At 70.1% G+C, this 17,017-nt stretch carries 11 protein-coding genes and 1 pseudogene; 9 read left to right on the top strand and 3 right to left on the bottom strand.

Features of this window, described 5'->3' with window-relative positions; translation table 11 throughout:
- The first annotated feature begins 39 nt into the window (after positions 1–39).
- The 4 genes from HNQ58_RS09990 to HNQ58_RS09975 all read left to right on the top strand — a co-directional run bounded on the left by HNQ58_RS09990 (position 40) and on the right by HNQ58_RS09975 (position 5,895).
- Positions 40–2,199, top strand: a complete 2,160-nt coding sequence (locus tag HNQ58_RS09990) for a RelA/SpoT family protein (RefSeq protein WP_183948777.1) — start codon at positions 40–42, stop codon at positions 2,197–2,199.
- 164 nt (positions 2,200–2,363) lie between these two features.
- The gene (locus tag HNQ58_RS09985; protein WP_183948776.1) at positions 2,364–2,747 is read left to right on the top strand and encodes a RidA family protein; all 384 of its coding nucleotides are present in this window, start codon (positions 2,364–2,366) and stop codon (positions 2,745–2,747) included.
- Between the two features lie 15 nt (positions 2,748–2,762).
- Positions 2,763–4,877 (top strand): ATP-dependent DNA helicase RecG, encoded by a 2,115-nt coding sequence (gene recG, locus HNQ58_RS09980; RefSeq protein WP_183948775.1) that lies wholly within the window; start codon positions 2,763–2,765, stop codon positions 4,875–4,877.
- Between the two features lie 88 nt (positions 4,878–4,965).
- The gene (locus tag HNQ58_RS09975; protein ID WP_183948774.1) at positions 4,966–5,895 is read left to right on the top strand and encodes a nucleoside hydrolase; all 930 of its coding nucleotides are present in this window, start codon (positions 4,966–4,968) and stop codon (positions 5,893–5,895) included.
- Between the two features lie 145 nt (positions 5,896–6,040).
- Here HNQ58_RS09975 and HNQ58_RS09970 read toward each other — a convergent pair whose 3' ends face one another.
- Positions 6,041–9,412, bottom strand: a complete 3,372-nt coding sequence (locus HNQ58_RS09970; protein WP_183948773.1) for a mechanosensitive ion channel domain-containing protein — start codon at positions 9,410–9,412, stop codon at positions 6,041–6,043.
- A gap of 92 nt (positions 9,413–9,504) precedes the next feature.
- Here HNQ58_RS09970 and HNQ58_RS09965 point away from each other — a divergent pair, with 92 nt between their 5' ends.
- From HNQ58_RS09965 to HNQ58_RS09955, 3 genes are all read left to right on the top strand, one after another.
- Positions 9,505–9,747: a type B 50S ribosomal protein L31 gene (locus HNQ58_RS09965; RefSeq protein WP_183948772.1), complete on the top strand. Its 243-nt coding sequence runs from the start codon at positions 9,505–9,507 to the stop codon at positions 9,745–9,747.
- Positions 9,748–10,043: 296 nt separating this feature from the next.
- On the top strand, positions 10,044–11,324 hold the full coding sequence (locus tag HNQ58_RS09960; protein WP_409617830.1) for a citrate synthase: 1,281 nt from the start codon (positions 10,044–10,046) through the stop codon (positions 11,322–11,324).
- Between the two features lie 12 nt (positions 11,325–11,336).
- Positions 11,337–11,897 (top strand): hypothetical protein, encoded by a 561-nt coding sequence (locus HNQ58_RS09955; RefSeq protein ID WP_183948770.1) that lies wholly within the window; start codon positions 11,337–11,339, stop codon positions 11,895–11,897.
- Here the strand turns inward: HNQ58_RS09955 and HNQ58_RS09950 are convergent.
- Both HNQ58_RS09950 and HNQ58_RS09945 read right to left on the bottom strand, forming a co-directional pair.
- On the bottom strand, positions 11,894–12,541 hold the full coding sequence (locus tag HNQ58_RS09950) for a hypothetical protein (RefSeq protein WP_183948769.1): 648 nt from the start codon (positions 12,539–12,541) through the stop codon (positions 11,894–11,896). The genes HNQ58_RS09955 and HNQ58_RS09950 overlap by 4 nt on opposite strands.
- Positions 12,542–12,643: 102 nt before the next feature.
- Entirely contained in the window at positions 12,644–15,124 is a 2,481-nt protein-coding gene (locus tag HNQ58_RS09945) for a penicillin-binding protein 1A (protein ID WP_183948768.1), read from the bottom strand.
- Positions 15,125–15,373: 249 nt separating this feature from the next.
- Between HNQ58_RS09945 and HNQ58_RS09940 the strand changes: the two genes are divergently transcribed.
- Both HNQ58_RS09940 and HNQ58_RS09935 read left to right on the top strand, forming a co-directional pair.
- Positions 15,374–16,432 carry a type IV pilus assembly protein PilM gene (locus HNQ58_RS09940; RefSeq protein ID WP_183948767.1) on the top strand — a complete coding sequence of 353 codons (1,059 nt, stop codon included), beginning with the start codon at positions 15,374–15,376 and terminating at the stop codon, positions 16,430–16,432.
- Positions 16,432–17,007: pseudogene (locus tag HNQ58_RS09935) on the top strand (PilN domain-containing protein); the annotation flags it as partial. The gene HNQ58_RS09940 and the pseudogene HNQ58_RS09935, both read left to right, overlap by 1 nt.
- Between the last annotated feature and the right edge of the window lie 10 nt (positions 17,008–17,017).

The following is a 17,017-nucleotide window of genomic DNA, read 5'->3' as shown; positions in this document are numbered from 1 at the left end:
CCCGTTGCCCGCTGTGGCAGCCCCGCGTAGGCTGCCTGCATGCCTTCCGCCGAGTCCGCACCCAGTGGCTGTAGCGACGTCCTGCCGCAGGACGTCGTCGCGCTCGAGCGCAAGCTGGCCGACTACCTTGACGCCGAGCAGATCGGCAAGGTGCGCCGCGCCTACCGGCTAGGCGCCGAGGCGCATGCCGGCCAGACCCGCAAGTCCGGCGAGCCCTACATCACCCACCCGGTGGCCGTGGCCGGCATCCTCGCCGACCTGAGACTCGACTGGGAAACGCTCTGCGCCGCCATCCTCCACGACGCGCTGGAGGACACCCCCTTGCCGCGCAGCGCCATCGCCGCGGAGTTCGGCGAAACCGTGGCCGACCTGGTCGACGGCGTCACCAAGCTCGACAAGCTGCGCTTCGGCAGCCGCCAGGAAGCCGCCGCGGAGAGTTTCCGCAAGATGCTGCTGGCGATGGCGCGCGACCTGCGCGTGATCCTCATCAAGCTCGCCGACCGGTTGCACAACATGCGCACGCTCGACGCGATGGCCGACGAGGCGCGCCGCCGCATCGCCCGCGAGACGCTGGAGATCTACGCCCCGATCGCCCAGCGGCTGGGCATGAACCGGATCAAGAGCGAGCTGCAGGATCTCGGTTTCCGCGCGCTCTATCCGTGCCGCCATGCGGTCCTGAAAAAGCGCATCCAGGCGCAGCCGGTGGTGCGCCGCGAGGCGATGAGCAAGATCGAGGCGCAACTGGCGCAGAAACTGGCACAGGAAGGTCTGCCGCACCGGCTGGTCGGGCGCGTCAAGACGCCTTGGAGCATCTACACCAAGATGCGCACCGAGCAGAAGACGCTCGACCAGGTGATGGACGTGTTCGGCTTCCGCATCGTGGTGCAGAACGTGATGCAGTGCTATCACGCGCTCGGCGCGGTGCATTCGCTGTACAAGCCGCTGGATGCGCGTTTCCGCGACTTCATCGCCATTCCCAAGGCCAACGGCTACCAGAGCCTGCACACGGTGCTGTTCGGGCCTTACGGTTCGCCGATCGAGGTGCAGATCCGGACCGAGGAGATGGATCTGATCGCCGAGCGCGGCATCGCCGCGCACTGGGCCTACAAGTCCGGCGAAGCCGGCAGCAACAGCGCGCAGAGCCGCGCCCACGACTGGGTGCGCAACCTGCTCGAATCCCAGCAGGTGGCCGGCTCCTCGCTGGAATTCCTTGAGAACGTCAAGGTCGACCTGTTCCCCGACGAGGTCTACCTGTTCACCCCGCAGGGCGACATCCTCGCCCTGCCGCGCAACGCCACCGTACTCGACTTCGCCTACGCGGTGCACACCGATGTCGGCAACCATGCCGTCGCCGCGCGCGTGGACCGCAAGCTGGTGCCGCTGCGCAGCAAGCTCGTGTCCGGCCAGACGGTGGAGGTGATCACCGCGCCGTCGGCCGCGCCGAGCCCGCAGTGGCTGGACTACGTGGTGTCCAGCAAGGCGCGCACCGCGATCCGCCACCACCTCAAGCGGCTGGAGCACGAAGACGCGGTCGAGCTCGGTCACCGCATGCTCGACCGCGCGCTGGAGGCGCTCGACAGCTCGCTCGACCGGGTGCCGTCGGAGCACATCGAGCAGTACCTCGCCGAGCAGCGTTACCGCCGGCTGGAAGATCTGCTCGCCGATATCGCGCTCGGCAACCGCATGCCTGCACAGGTGGCGCAGGCGCTCACCCGCGTCCAGGGCGAGCTGCCGTCGCCGGAACCGATGCCGGCCGCCGGGGAGAAGATCTCGATCACCGGCGCCGAGCGCGGCGTGCTCACGTTCGCCGCCTGCTGCCATCCGATTCCAGGCGACGAGATCATGGGCTATCTCACCGCCGGCAAGGGCGTGGTGGTGCACCGTCTGGAATGCCGCAACGTGCCCGAGTACCGCAAGTCGCCCGAGCGCTGGGTGCCGATCGACTGGGACCGCAACGTCGAGGGCGACTACCGCGCCGGCCTGCGCATCGAGGTCGACAACAAGCCCGGCGTGCTGGCGCAGGTGGCGGCGGCGGTCGCGGCGGCCAATTCCAACATCGACAGCGTCGAGTACCGGGAGCGCGACCTCACCGTGGCGGTGCTCGACTTCGCCATCGAGGTGCGTCATCGCAAGCACCTGGCCGACGTGATCCGCCGGGTGCGCCGGCTGGGCGTGGTGCATGGGGTGCAGCGGCTGTAGGGAGGCCGACTCAAACGCGGGTAGCCGGTAGCAGGAGAGCAGGAGCGGCATTCCGTACACCTTTCCGGTTTCCGGTTTCCGGTTGAGGTGGCGCAGTCGCCGGCCGATTTCCGAACCGCGGGCGCGCCGATAGAATCCGAGGCCTGCCCGTCCGGAAGCGCCCCATGTCCCGCCAACCCGTCAGCACCGAGCACGCCCCCGCCGCCATCGGCCCCTATTCGCAGGCCGTGCGCTGCGGCAACACGCTCTACTTCTCTGGCCAGATTCCGCTCGACCCGGCGACGATGGCACTGGTCGAGGGCGACATCGCCACCCAGGCACGGCGCGTGTTCGACAACCTCAAGGCGGTCTGCGAGGCGGCCGGCGGCTCGCTGTCGCAGGTGGTGCGCGTCGGCATCTACCTCACCGACCTGGGCAACTTCGCCGCCGTCAATGCGGTGATGGCGGAGTATTTCAGTGAGCCATATCCGGCGCGCTCGACCATCGGCGTCGCCGCGCTGCCCAGGGGCGCGCAGGTGGAAGTGGACGCCATTGCCGTGCTCGACTGACGGACGCATCGCGGCGTGAACCGCGCAGCCCGCGGCCGGCCCGAGACCACGCTCGCCGCTGGCGAGGCGCCGGTGGCGACGTTGCCCGGCGCCGGCCCGCGTGTTGCCGAGCGGCTCGCCGCGCGCGGCCTGCGCACGCTGCAGGATCTGTGGCTGCATCTGCCGTTGCGCTACGAGGACCGCACCCGGCTCACACCGATCCGCGAACTCAGGCCAGGCGAAACCGCGCAGGTCGAGGGTCGGGTGGAAGCCGTCGAGCGCGGCTTCCGCTACCGGCCGACGCTGCGAGTGGCGATCGGCGACGACTCGCGGGCGACGCTGGTGCTGCGCTTCTTCCACTTTCGCTCCGCGCAGGCGGCGCAGTTCGCGCCCGGCCGGCGTATCCGTGCCTACGGCCAGGCGCGGCCCGGCAGCCACGGGCTGGAAATGGTGCACCCCAGTTATCGCCTGCTGTCCGACGAGGACGATGGCGAACTGCGCGATTGCCTCGATCCGGTCTACCCGGCGGTCGAGGGTGTCGGCCCGGCGCTGATCCGGCGCCTGATCGACGAAGCCCTCAAGCGACTGCCGCCGGCGCCCGAGCTGGAGCTGCTGCCCGACGCGCTGCGCGATGCATTGTCCCTGCCGACCTTGCGCGAGGCGCTGCTGGCGGTGCATCGGCCGCCCCCGGGCGCCGATCTCGCGCAGCTCGCGCTCGGCCTGCATCCGGCGCAGCGGCGGCTGGCGCTGGAGGAGCTGCTGGCCCACCACCTCAGCCTGCGTCGTCAGCGTGTCGCGCTGCAGCGCCATGGTGCCGAGCCGATCCGTGTGAAGGGCGCACTGGCCAAGCGCCTGCGCGAAGCGCTGCCGTTCGCACTGACCCGCGCGCAGCAGCGGGTGTTCGCCGAAGTGCGCGCCGACCTGGCGCGCGCCGAGCCGATGCTGCGGCTGGTGCAGGGCGATGTCGGCAGCGGCAAGACCGTGGTCGCCGCCCTGGCCGCGCTGCTGGCGGTCGAGGCCGGTCGCCAGGTCGCCTTGATGGCGCCGACCGAGCTGCTGGCCGAACAGCACCTCAACCACTTCCGCGCCTGGCTGGAGCCGCTCGGCGTGCGCGTGGCCTGGCTGGCCGGCAAAGTCGGCGGCAAGGCGCGGCAGGCGGTGCTGGCCGACATCGCCTCGGGCGCCGCGCAGGTGGTGGTCGGCACCCATGCCCTGATGCAGGAGGCGGTGGCCTTCGACGATCTGGCCTTGTGCATCGTCGACGAGCAGCACCGCTTCGGCGTGCACCAGCGCCTGGCCCTGCGCGACAAGGGGCGCAGCGGCGCGCACGTGCCGCACCAGCTGGTGATGACCGCCACGCCGATACCGCGCACGCTGGCGATGACCGCCTATGCCGACCTCGACGTGTCGGTGATCGATGAGCTGCCGCCCGGCCGTACCCCGGTGCAGACCGTGGCGGTCAGCGCCGAGCGCCGGCCGGAGGTGATCGAGCGCATCCGCGCCGCCTGCGCCGAAGGGCGGCAGGCCTACTGGGTCTGCACCCTGATCGAGGACAGCGAGGAGGTCGCCGCGCAGGCCGCGCAGAGCACCTACGAGTCGCTGTCGCAGCAGTTGCCCGGCCTGCGTGTCGGTCTCGTGCACGGCCGGATGAAGGCAAGGGAGAAGCAGGACGCCATGCGTGCCTTCAAGGACGGCGCGATCCAGTTGCTGGTCGCCACCACCGTGATCGAGGTCGGCGTGGATGTGCCCAATGCCTCGCTGATGCTGATCGAGAACGCCGAGCGGCTGGGGCTGGCGCAGCTGCATCAGCTGCGTGGCCGCGTCGGCCGCGGCGCCGCCGCATCGACCTGCGTGCTGCTCTACCAGCCACCGCTGTCGGCGATGGCGCGGGCGCGCATCGAAACCATGCGCCGGACCACCGACGGCTTCATCATCGCCGAAAAGGATCTGGAACTTCGCGGCCCCGGCGAGCTGCTCGGCACCCGCCAGACCGGCCTGGCGCAGTTCCGCGTCGCCGACCTGTCGCGCGACGCCGGCCTGCTGCCGCAAGTGCGCGACAGCGCCGACCGGCTGCTGGCCGAGGCGCCGGCCCTGGCCGAGGCGCTGGTGAAACGCTGGGTCGGCCACGCCGCCGAGTACGCGGGCGCGTGACGGTGTGGTGACTGGAGTACGCTCTGCCCGACTCCCGACTCCCGACTCCCGACTCCCGACTCCCGACTCCCGACTCCCGATTCCCGGAATGAAAATCCCCCTGCTGATCGACACCGACCCCGGCGTGGACGACGCGCTGGCGCTGCTGATGGCCTTCGCCGATCCGGCGCACGAGGTGGTCGGGCTGAGCATCGCCGCCGGCAACGTCGGCCTGGCGCACACCGTCGCCAACGCGCTCAAGTTGTGCGAAGTGGCCGCTGTCGAGGTGCCGGTGTTCGCCGGCTGCCCGGTGCCGCTGGTGCATGCCGCTGCCGATGCCGCCTATGTGCACGGCCGCGATGGTTTCGGCGACACCGGCTACCTGCCGGCCACGCGCCGTGCCGAGGCCGAGCATGCGGCGCTGGCGATCGTCCGTCTGAGCCACGAGCACGCCGGCCGGCTGCGGCTGGTCACGCTCGGGCCGCTGACCAATCTCGCGCTGGCGCTGCGACTCGACCCGGCGCTGCCCTCGCGCATCGCCCGGCTGGTGGTGATGGGGGGCGCGGTCACCGGACGCGGCAACACCAGCATTCCGGCCGAGTTCAACATCGGCTTCGATCCCGAGGCGGCGCACATCGTGTTCGAGAGCTTCGCGCACTTCGATCTGGTCGACTGGGAGGCGGTGCTGCGGCATGGTCTGTCGCAAGCCGAGTTCGGGCGCTGGCTGACGGCGGGCGACCGACGGGCGCGCTTCTATGCCGCGATTTCGCGTCAGAACCGCGACTGGTCGTCCGATCGCCGTGGCACGCAATGGCTGGCGGCCGATGCGTTGGCGATGGCGCAGGCGCTGGACCCGGCCGGGGCGCTCGAATGCGAGGAGCGTCGCGTGCACGTGGAGCTGGAAGGCCGGCTCAGCCGTGGCGCCACCGTGGTCGACTGGGATCGCCGCCACGGCCATCCGCCCAATGCCCGCATCCTGCTGCGTTACGACCAGTCCCGCTTCGAGGCGCAGGTGCGGCGGGCGTTGGGAGCGGGCTGAGGGCCGGACAACGGCAACAGCAACGACACGCACGGAGCAGAGCGGAGAAAAGGGGAGTACACGGAGAATTCTTGGTTCATAGGCCTTCCGTGTCCTCTGTCTGTCTCCCGCCTTTCTCCGTGCGTGCTTTCCACGCGCTACACATTCAGCCTCCCGCCGGCGCCTCGTCCGCCCGCGGCGGCAGGTCGCGGACGTGGATGTCCAGCTGCGGGAAGGCGATCTCGATGCCGTGTTCGGCGAACAGCTCGGCGATCCGGCTGTTGAGGTCGTTGAGGGTGCGCAGGCGGTCGGCGATCTCGCTCACGAACACCCGCAGCTCGAACTCCAGCGCGCTGGCGCCGAAGGCCATGAACCAGCTGCGCGGCGCCGGCTCGGCCAGCACTTTCGGATGCTCTTCGGCGGCCTGCATCAGCAGCCGGTGCACCAGTGCCGGGTCGCTGCCGTAGGCCACGCCGACCTTGACGATGATGCGGGTGCGGGTGTCGCTGAGCGTCCAGTTGACCAGCTGGCCGGTGATGAAGGTCTTGTTGGGGACGACGATCTCCTTGTTGTCGAAGTCCACCAGGGTGGTGGCGCGGGTGCGGATGCGGGTGACGGTGCCGGTGAGGTCGCCGATGGTGATGATGTCGCCGACCCGGAACGGCCGCTCGAACAGCAGGATCAGGCCGGAGACGAAGTTGGCGAAGATCTCCTGCAGGCCGAAGCCCAGGCCCACGGTCAGCGCCGCGGCCATCCACTGCAGCTGGCTCCAGCGCACGCCGAACAGGGACAGGCCGGTGAGCAGGCCGACGATGACGATCAGGTAGCGGCTGACGCTGGTGATCGCATAGCGGGTCGGCGCATCGACCTGGATCTTCGACAGCAGGCCGATCTCGACCAGGCCGGGCAGGTTGCGTGCGGCGACGAAGGTCAGCGCCAGTACCAGCGCGCCGAACAGCAGGTCCTGCAGGCTCACGGCCAGGCGCACCGGACGGCCTTCGGCGTCGACGTCGGCGATGTGCCAGAGCGCCAGCTCGTCGAGCCGGCTGATGGCGGGCAGGGTGTCGATCCACGCCCAGACCAGGGCGGCCGCCAGCAGGCTGAGGGTGAAGGCGCGCTGCAGGCGGCGGGTCTGGGTGTTCACGCTGTGCAGATTGATCTCCTCCGGCTCCACCTCCGGCAGCGCTTCGCCGGTATCGGCGGGGTGTTCCTCACCGGCCTCGTTCTCCGCTTCCCGGCGGGCTTCGTAGCGGCGCAGCGCCAGGCGGCGTTCGCCCAGCAGCAGCCAGCGTGACACCAGTCCGTGCAGCAGCGCCACCGCGAGCACGAGCAGGAAGCTGAGCCAGAGATTGCGCAGCAGCACGCCGGCGGTCAGCAGGTAGCCGGCCAGGGCCAGCAGCGCCAGCGCCACCAGGCCGGCCGGCAGCAGCCCGCGCAGGACGCGCCGCAGCAGGCTGTCCGCGCCGCGCCGTCCCGGCCACAGGCCGTCGGGAGCGAGCAGCCGCCAGGCCAGCCAGGCGTAGATCAGGGCGAGGCCGGCGAGCATCATGCGCCCGGCGGTTTCCAGGGCCGGATCGACGTTGCGCAGGAAGGCCAGATTCACCAACAGGTGCAGCGGCAGCAATGCCCACAGCAGCCAGGGCCGCAGCCAGGCCAGGGCGGCGAGGGTGCCGGCGGACCAGCGCAGGTGCGTGGGCAGCAGGCCGCGCTCGCGCAGCATCAGGCCGAGCAGCGAGTACAGGTAGGCGGTCGGGGCGGCCAGCAGCAGCGCGCGGCCCAGCGAATGGCTGAAGCGCCCGGCTTCGCCGGCGACGCTGAACAGCCAGCCGGCACCGGCCAGCAGCACGGCGAGCGGGGTCGCTGCCAGCAGGGTAAGCAGCAAGGCCCGCAGCGTGTGGCGGTAGGCGTCCTGGCGCACGCTGCGCAGCGGGCGGGCGCAGCGCTCCAGCTCGTCCGGCAGGCGACGCCGCAGCCACAGGCCGAGAGCCAGCGCGGACAGCAGGACGAGCGTCTGCGGCCAGCGCTCCAGGGCGGCGCGGCCGCCCAGCCGCAGGGCGGTGAGATAGCGGGAGGGCTTGAACAGGTCGGCCCAGCCGGCCGGCACGCGGCTCAGCCAGGCCGGGTCGACCGGCGCATGGCTGCGTACCCACAGCAGGCGGCGGTCGAGCATGGTCGAGAGCGTGCGGGTCGTTTCCAGTTGCGCCTGCAGGGTGCGTTCGAGTTCGCCCAGCACGGCGGCCAGCTGGCGGGTGGTGTCGACCAGTTCCGGCAGCAGCTCGGCGCGGGTGCCGAGCAGACGGTAGTAGGCTTCGCGTCGCTGCGCGATGACATCCTCGTCGGCCACATCGTCCTCGTGACCGGCGAGACGGCGGTCGACCGCTTCGGCGAGGTTGTCCAGCTCGCTGCTGCGCTCGGCCAGGTCGATCAGGCTGAGCCGGGCAGCGGCGTAACGGCGGCGCACCGTGTCGAGCTGGCGCTGCAGGCGCGCCGGATCCGCCAGGCGCCGGCGCTCGCCGAGCAGCAGCAGGCCGAGGGCTTCGTCGCTGCCGCCCAGGGCGAGGCGGGCGCGGGTGTTGCGCAGCGACTCCTCGGCCTGCAGCAGCTCGCGTGCCGAAGCGGCGGCGGCGCGGCGCTGGGCGAACAGTTCGTTTTCCAGCGCCAGCAGCTGCTCGCCCAGGGCCTGGTTCTCCCGCGCCAGCGTCTCGGCCTCGGGCGAGCTGCCGGCGAACTCCTGCCGTTCGGCTTCCAGCCGCAGCCGCAGCGCCTCGGCGAGGCTGGCGCGGCGCTCTTCCAGTCGCGTCTGCAGTACGGCCAGTTGCTGTTCGGCCAGGTTGAGCTCGCGCTCGCGAGCGCGCCGGCGGGCCTCCCACAGGCGCTGCCGGGCGGGCAGTGTCTCCTGCTCGGTTTCGAGCCGGTGCAGGGTGGCGAGCGCCAGGCGCAGGGCGGCCTCCGCCGCCAGCGCCCGTGCCTGGGCGACTGGGCTGTCGCTGCTGCGTGCCAGGGCGCGGGCGGCGTCGGCCGCATCGCGCCGCTCCTCGACCAGGCGGCGCTGGTCGGCAAGCTCGCCCGCCAGGGCGAGCGAGGTGGTGGTCAGGGCGTCGAGGGCGGCATTGGCCGCATTCAGCGATTCGCGCTGGCTGCCCAGGCGGCTGCGGGTTTCCTCGATCCGCCGGGTCAGCGCGTCGAGGGATTCGCGCGGCGGCAGGCGTTCCTCCCATTCCCGCAGCACGGTACGCAGTGGACGGCGCAGGGCCGCCTCCAGTCGCGGCAGCTCGTCGCCGGCCTGGCTGGCCTCCGCCTGCAGGGCGGCGCTCGCGGCCAGGGCTTCGTCGGCGGCACGATCGTCGGCGCGCGCCTGGGCGAGCTGCGCCTCCACGCTGCTGCGGCTGGCGTCGTCGAGCCGGGATTCGCCCAGCCGGCTCTCCAGGCGTGCGATGTCACCAGCGAGCGGGGCAGGGATGCCGGACGGGCCGGCCGCCAGCGCCGGCACGACCGGCAGACACAGGGCCAGCAGCAGGAGCGGAAGACGGGAGATCATGTGCATGCGGCCTCTGGGTCTGACTTGCATTCCTGGCTGAGCGGAAGTTAACATAGCCGTCTTTTCCCCGAGACTCCCAGCGGACTTTCCCCATGAAGGCCGATATTCACCCGAAGTATCAGGAAGTCGTGTTCCAGGACGTGTCCTGCGACTTCGCGTTCCTCACCCGCTCCACGCTGACCAGCAAGGAGACGATCAAGTGGGAGGACGGCAACGAGTATCCCCTGATCAAGGTGGAAATCTCGTCCCAGTCGCACCCGTTCTACACGGGCAAGCAGAAGATCGTCGACACCAGCGGCCGCGTCGACCGCTTCCGCAAGCGTTACGCCAAGTAATCGCCGCGCGTCCTTCGCCGGGCCGGCCGGTGTCCTCGAAGCCCCGCTCACGAGCGGGGCTTCGTGCTTTGGGCGCAGCCCGGATCCGGTGGCTCCGGCTCGATCGGCGTCGGCGGGACGGCCGCGTCGCGGCTGTCGGGGCATGTGGGGCTGTGCGATAATCGCACGATGGCTTGGGCCTGAGCGCACGGGCCAGCGCCGAATTCCCCGGCATCGAGCGCCGCCCTGTCGGTGGCCGCTCATCCTCCCCCGCAGACCCCCTTTCAAGGAGACCGCCCGTGTCCCAGAGCAAGAGCGTGGTGCTCACCGATTCCGCCAGCGGCAAGTCCATCGAACTGCCGGTGCTGCACGGCAGCCTCGGTGCCCCCTGCGTCGACATCGCCAGGCTGCCGAAGGAGACCGGCTACTTCACCTACGACTCGGGCTTCACCGCCACTGCCAGCTGCAAGTCGGCCATCACCTACATCGATGGCGACGCGGGCGTGCTGATGTACCGCGGCTATCCCATCGAGCAGCTGGCCGAGCAGTCGAGCTTCCTGGAGGTCGCCTACCTGCTGATGAACGGCGAGCTGCCGACCAAGGCGCAGTTCGACAGGTTCGAGCACCAGGTGACGCACCACACGATGATGCACGAGGCACAGAAGCACTTCCTGCAGGGCTTCCGCCACGACGCGCATCCGATGGCGATGCTGTGCGGCATGATCGGCTCGCTGGCGGCCTTCTACCACGACTCGCTGGACATGGACGATCCCGAGCAGCGCGAGCTCGCCGCGATCCGCCTGCTGGCCAAGGTGCCGACCATCGCCGCCGCCGCCTACCGCCACTCGATCGGCTGGCCGATCCGCTACCCGCGCAACAACCTCGAGTACGTCACCCGCTTCCTGCACATGCTGTTCGAGGTGCCGGCCGAGCCGCTGGAACTCAAGCCGGTGGCGGCCAAGGCGATGGACCTGCTGTTCATCCTGCACGCCGATCACGAGCAGAACGCCTCCACCTCGACCGTGCGCCTGGTCGGCTCCACCGGTGCCAATCCCTACGCCTGCGTCGCCGCCGGCATCGCCGCCCTGTGGGGGCCGGCGCACGGTGGCGCCAACGAGGCGGTGCTCAAGATGCTCGAGGAGATCGGCACGCCCGACCAGGTCGGCAAGGCGGTCGAGAAGGCCAAGGACAGGAACTCCGGCTTCCGCCTGATGGGCTTCGGCCACCGCGTCTACAAGAACTTCGACCCGCGCGCCAAGATCATCCGCGAGATGTGCCACAAGGTGCTCAGCGAGCTGGGCATCGACGACCCGCTGCTGGAAGTGGCCATGCGCCTGGAAGAGGCGGCGCTCAAGGACGAGTACTTCATCCAGCGCAAGCTCTACCCGAACGTCGATTTCTACAGCGGCATCATCTACAAGGCCCTGGGCATTCCGACCGAGATGTTCACCGTCATGTTCGCCCTGGCGCGCACCGCCGGCTGGGTGTCGCACTGGCTGGAGCAGCAGGTCGATCCGGAGGCGAAGATCGGCCGCCCGCGCCAGATCTACACCGGCGCGACCAGCCGCGACTACGTGCCGATGGCCCAGCGCGGCTGATCCATCGCGACAATGGGTGCGGCGACGTCGCCACCGCCGGCGTGGGCGCAACGCGCCTTCGCCGGTTTCAAGTGGTGTGTGTACGCACTGCTGGCGGCGAACGTCCTGCTGTATTCGCTGCACGGCACCCTGGCCGAGACGGTCGATACCGCGGCCTGGGTGGTGCTCTTGCTGCTGTTCGAGTGGGAAACCGGGGGCTGGTCGATGGGCGACGGCCAGCGCCGGTTCGCCCATGGCCTGCGTCTGTGCGCGACCCTCGCGGTGATCTGGGCCTGCGTCAGTTACAGCCTTGACGGCGAGTGGCTGGACTTCGCCAATGCCTGCGCCTGGCTGGGCGTGGTGGTCGCGCTGGAGTCCGAGCTGCGGGTCGATGCCGGCTTCCGCCGATTCCATCGGCTGCGCCGCGGTGCGACGCTCGGGCTGTATGCGCTGCTGGCGGCGTTCGCACTGGCCTGGTTGTGGCAGGGTGAGTGGCTGGACGCCTGGGATGCGGCGTTGTGGCTGATCGCCTTCGTGGCGATCGAGCTGAACGTGTTCGGGCTGGCCGGCACGAGCAGGTCGGCGGCGGGCTAGTCTGCGGCCTCGAAGCCGGCAATCTCCTCGGCCACCAGCAGTCGCCGTACCGCCTCGATGCCGGCGCGACGCATCGGCCGGTCGTCGATCCGGTCGAGCGGGGCCTGGCGGAGCGCGTCCAGCGGCAGCACGGTCAGGTCGAAGGGCGTGTCCTCGGCGCTGAACACGTACACCGGGAATTCGGCGCTGCGCTCGCGGTCCAGCCGCAGCCGGCGTGTCTGCGTTTCGACGGGAATCCGGTGTTCGAGCAGAAAGCGCGGCACGGCCTCGGCGTCGTCGGTGTACAGGTGCAGGCAGACCGCCGAGTGCCGGTCCGCGGTGCCCTGCAGTACCGGCCCGACCAGGCGCGGCTGGAAGCGCTCGAAGAAGACCATCGCCCGCAGCGCGGCCTGGCGCCGGTCGTGCAGCAGCGTGGCCTGGGCCTCGCCGAGGAACAGCCGCTGATGTTCGCGCAGCGCCTGCTCGATCTCGCTGTTGCGCGGGAGCGACTCGTCGTCGTGGATGCCCAGACGCTGCGCGGCCTTGAGCTTGGCGCGATGGAAGTCGCGGATGCCGCTTTCGATCATCAGCCGTGCGGCCTCGATGGCCAGGCGCTGGCGGCGTTCGCGGGCACGGGTCTGGGCGTGGCGCTGGGCGTGGCGCATGTCGCGGCCCTCGTGGAGGCGCCGGGCAGGCCCGGCCCCTTCAATGTACGGTCTCCGGCACGAAATCGAAAATCCGCCGCCCCCCGGTTCCCGGCTCGCCCCTCAGAAGATGTCGAATGCCTCGTCCTCGGCGACGCGCATCTCGCGCGCCGTGTTGCGCTGCTCCAGCCGCGCGATGTCCTCGAGCTTGAAGAATTCGGTGAGCGCGCCGGGTGTGCCGGGCTGGGCCAGCCAGCCGGTCTCCGGATCGATCCAGGCGGTGACGATGCCATTGGGCAGGGCGAAGTCGTTTTCGGGCTCGTCGGCGAGCGCGGCGCGCATGAACTCGGTCCAGATCGGCAGTGCCGCGCGGGCGCCGAACTCGCCATTGCCCAAGGTGGTGAAATCGTCCATGCCGACCCAGGCCGCCGCCACCAGCGGGCCGCCGAAGCCGGCGAACCAGGCGTCGCGGTGCTCGTTGGTCGAGCCGGTCTTGCCGCCGAGGTCGCTGCGACCGAGGGCGAGGGCGTTGCGGCCGGTGCCGCGGCGGACCACGTCGCGCAGCAGCGACTGCACCAGGTAGGCGGTGCGCTCGTCGATGGCGCGCGGGGCCAGCAGGTATTCCGGCGGGCCGACCGGCTCGCCGGCTCCGGCGGCGGCCGGGTCCGAGGTCGGCGCCATCGCCGGGCCGAGGTCGAAGCCGTCGGCGGAACCGCCGCCGCGGGCCTCGACCCGCAGCCGCTCGGGGCACTGGCGGCAGGCGCGCAGCGGGTACTCGCGGGCGATGGTCACACCCTCGCGGTTTTCGACACGCTCGACGACGTAGGGCTCCACCAGAAAGCCGCCGTTGTGGAACACGGCATAGCCACGCGCCAGCGCGAGCGGCGGGATCGAGCTGGTGCCCAGCGACATCGACAGGTTCTCCGGCAGGCTCTGCGGCGCGAAACCGAAGCCCTGGATGTAGCGATGGGCATAGCTCACGCCGATGGCGTCGAGCAGCCGCACCGAGACCAGGTTGCGCGAGGTGACCATGGCCTCGCGCAGGCGCATCGGGCCGGCGAAGGTCTGGTTGTCGTTCTGCGGTGTCCAGGTGTTGCCGGCGCGGTCGCGGAAGATCACCGGGGCATCCAGCACGATCGAGGCCGGCGTGAAGCCGCGCTCGAATGCCGCCGCATACACGAACGGCTTGAAGCTCGATCCGGGCTGCCGCTGCGCCTGGGTGGCGCGGTTGAACTTGTTGATGGCGAAGCTGAAGCCGCCGACCAGGGCGCGGATCGCGCCGTCCTCCGGATCGAGCGCGACGAACGCAGCCTGGGCCTTGGGGATCTGCGCCAGCCGGTAGCCGTCGTTCTCGCTGTCGGGCTGCAGGCGCACCAGGTCACCGCGGGTCAGCACGTCGCTGGCGCGGGTCGGGGCCGGACCGCGGCGATTGGCGTCGATGTAGGGGCGCGCCCAACGCATCCGTTCCAGCGGCAGCTCCACCGTCTCGCCGTTGCCGAGCAGCAGGCGGGCCGCGTCGCGGTCGGCGGACAGTACCAGCGCCGGCAGCAGCCCGGCGATGGTCGAAACGCCGCGCACGCGCCGCTGCAGGGCGGCGAGGTCGGCGTCGTCGGGGATCTCCCAGTGCGCCTCGGCGCCACGCCAGCCGTGGCGGCGGTCATAGTCGAGCAGGGCGGTGCGGACGCCCCGGTTGGCGGCTTCCTGCCCATGCCCTTCGATGGTGGTGTAGGCGCGGTAGCCGTGGGTGAGGGCGTCGGCGCCGTAGCGCTCGACCATCCACTGGCGGACCATCTCGGCCACATAGGGCGCCTCGACCTCGATCGGCGGCTCGTGCGGTTCGGCACCGAGGGGTTCGGCCAGGGCCGCGTGCATTTCGTCGGCAGTGATGTAGCCGACCTCGTGCATCCGCTCGATCACGTAATTGCGCCGGATCAGCGCACGCTGCGGGTTGACGATCGGGTTGCCGCTGGAGGGGAACTTGGGGATCGCGGCCAGGGTGGCGGCCTCGGCGATGCTCAGCTCGTCGAGCCGCTTGCCGTAGTAGAACTCGGCCGCGGCGGCGATGCCGTAGGCGCGGTTGCCGAAGAAGCTCTTGTTCAGGTACAGCCCGAGGATCTCGTCCTTGCTCAGCTCGCGCTCCATCTTCAGCGCCAGGAAGATCTCGGTCAGCTTGCGGGTGTACGAGTACTCCGAGCTGAGGAAGAACTGCCGGGCCACCTGCTGGGTGATGGTGCTGCCGCCCGGCACCCGGCGGTCGTCGGTGGTCGCCAGCAGCCAGATCGCGCGGGCGATGCCGCGCCAGTCGATGCCCGGGTGCTCGTAGAAACGGGCGTCCTCGATCGCCAGCACGGCCTGCTTGACCCGCTCGGGAACCTCCTCGATCCGCACCGGGTAGCGGCGGGTCTCGCCGAACTGGGCGATCAGGCGGCCATCGCGGGTGTAGACCGACAGCGGTACCTGCAGCTCGACGTCGCGCAGGGTCTGCACGTCGGGCAGGCGCGGGGCGATCAGGTAGTAGGCCGTGCCGACCGCCGCGAGCCCGAGCACAGCCAGCAGCAGCAGCAGGACCAGGGCCCACCGCAGCAGGCGAACAGTTCGGGTCATCCGTGGGGATCCGGCGGTTTACAGAACAGGGTGCGAAGAGTATAGAACGGTCATGCCTTCGGCCGGATATCGCCGATATCGCGAGGCCGGGCGCCACGATGGATTGCGTATGCTCGGCTGGGGACCGACGCGCCCGAGGATCCGTCAACAGGGGACATTCTGCGCGACGGTTGCCATACCGGTCATGACCGGTATTTAATGTGATTACGCAGTAATCGCGCGTAAGCGCCCGTGGGAAGGGGAGAAACCGTGGGACTGTTCGGATCGAAGGCGCCGCCCCTGGTGGGAATCGACATCAGTTCGACGGCGGTCAAGCTGCTCCAGCTCAGCCAGTCCGGCGGGCGCTACCGCGTCGAGCACTATGCGGTCGAGCCCCTGCCGCCCAATGCCGTGGTCGAGAAGAACATCGTCGAGGTCGAGGCGGTCGGCGAGGCCATCAAGCGCGCCGTGGTGCGCTCGGGTACCCGCTTGAAGCATGCCGCCGCGGCGGTCGCCGGTTCGGCGGTGATCACCAAGGTGATCCCGATGCCGGGCAATCTCGACGAGGACGAGCTGGAGGACCAGATCCAGCTCGAGGCCTCCCAGTACATTCCCTATCCGATCGAGGAAGTCAGCCTCGACTTCGAGGTGCTCGGACCGGTGCAGGGCAATCCCGACATGGTCAATGTCCTGCTGGCCGCCTCCCGCACGGAGAACGTCGAGGTCCGGCAGTCGGCCCTGGAACTGGGCGGCCTGACCGCCCGGGTGATGGATGTCGAGGCGTTCGCGATGGAGAACGCCTTCGCGCTGATCGCCGATCAGCTGGCCGTGCCCAGGGACGCCATCGTGGCGCTGGTCGACGTCGGCGCCACCATGACCACCCTCAACGTGCTGCGCGCCCAGCGCAGCATCTACACCCGTGAACAGGTCTTCGGCGGCAAGCAGCTCACCGACGAGGTGATGCGGCGTTACGGCCTCTCCTACGAGGAGGCCGGCCTGGCCAAGCGCCAGGGCGGCCTGCCCGAGAGCTACGAGATCGAGGTGCTGGAGCCGTTCAAGGAGGCCATGGTCCAGCAGGTCAGCCGCCTGCTGCAGTTCTTCTACGCCGGCAGCGAGTTCAACCGGGTCGACCAGATCGTGCTGGCCGGCGGCTGCGCCTCGATTCCCGGCATCGCCGAGATGGTCGAGGAACAGCTCGGCGTGCCGACCATCATCGCCAACCCGCTCGCCACCATGTCGCTCGGGCCGCGCGTCCAGGCGCATGCGCTGGCGCAGGACGCCCCGGCCCTGATGATCGCCTGCGGCCTCGCGCTGAGGAGCTTCGACTGATGGCCAGAATCAATCTCCTGCCCTGGCGGGCCGAGCGCCGCAAGCAGCGCCAGAAAGAGTTCTACGCCATGCTCGGCGCGGCCGCCGTCGGTGCGCTGGCGCTGTCCTGGTTCATCGTCGCCTACTACGGCGGCCAGATCGACGGCCAGAACGCGCGCAACGCCTATCTGCAGCAGCAGATCCGCATGGTCGACCAGCAGATCAAGGAGATCGAGGAGCTCGACCGCAAGCGCGCCCGCCTGCTGGCGCGCAAGGAGGTCATCGAACAGCTGCAGGCCAACCGCTCGCAGATGGTGCACCTGTTCGACGAGCTGGTGCGGACCATTCCCGATGGCGTGCAGCTGACCTCGATCAAGCAGACCGGCAACCTGCTCACCATCGACGGCCGCGTGCAGTCGAACGCGAGAGTCAGCTCGTACATGCGCAACATCGAGGCTTCGGGCTGGATGACCAACCCGGACCTGTCGATCATCGAGGCGCGCGACGGCGACAGGGCCCTGCCCTACGTCTTCACACTGCGGGTGACCATGACCACGCCCAAACCGGCCGAGGGCGAGGGGACGGCCGCGACTGCCGGAGGTGCGC

Source organism: Rehaibacterium terrae (assembly GCF_014202935.1).
GTDB classification, from domain to species: domain Bacteria; phylum Pseudomonadota; class Gammaproteobacteria; order Xanthomonadales; family Xanthomonadaceae; genus Rehaibacterium; species Rehaibacterium terrae.
The sequence above is the reverse complement of the archived record's forward strand: the minus strand, read 5'-3'. Positions and strand labels throughout refer to the sequence as shown.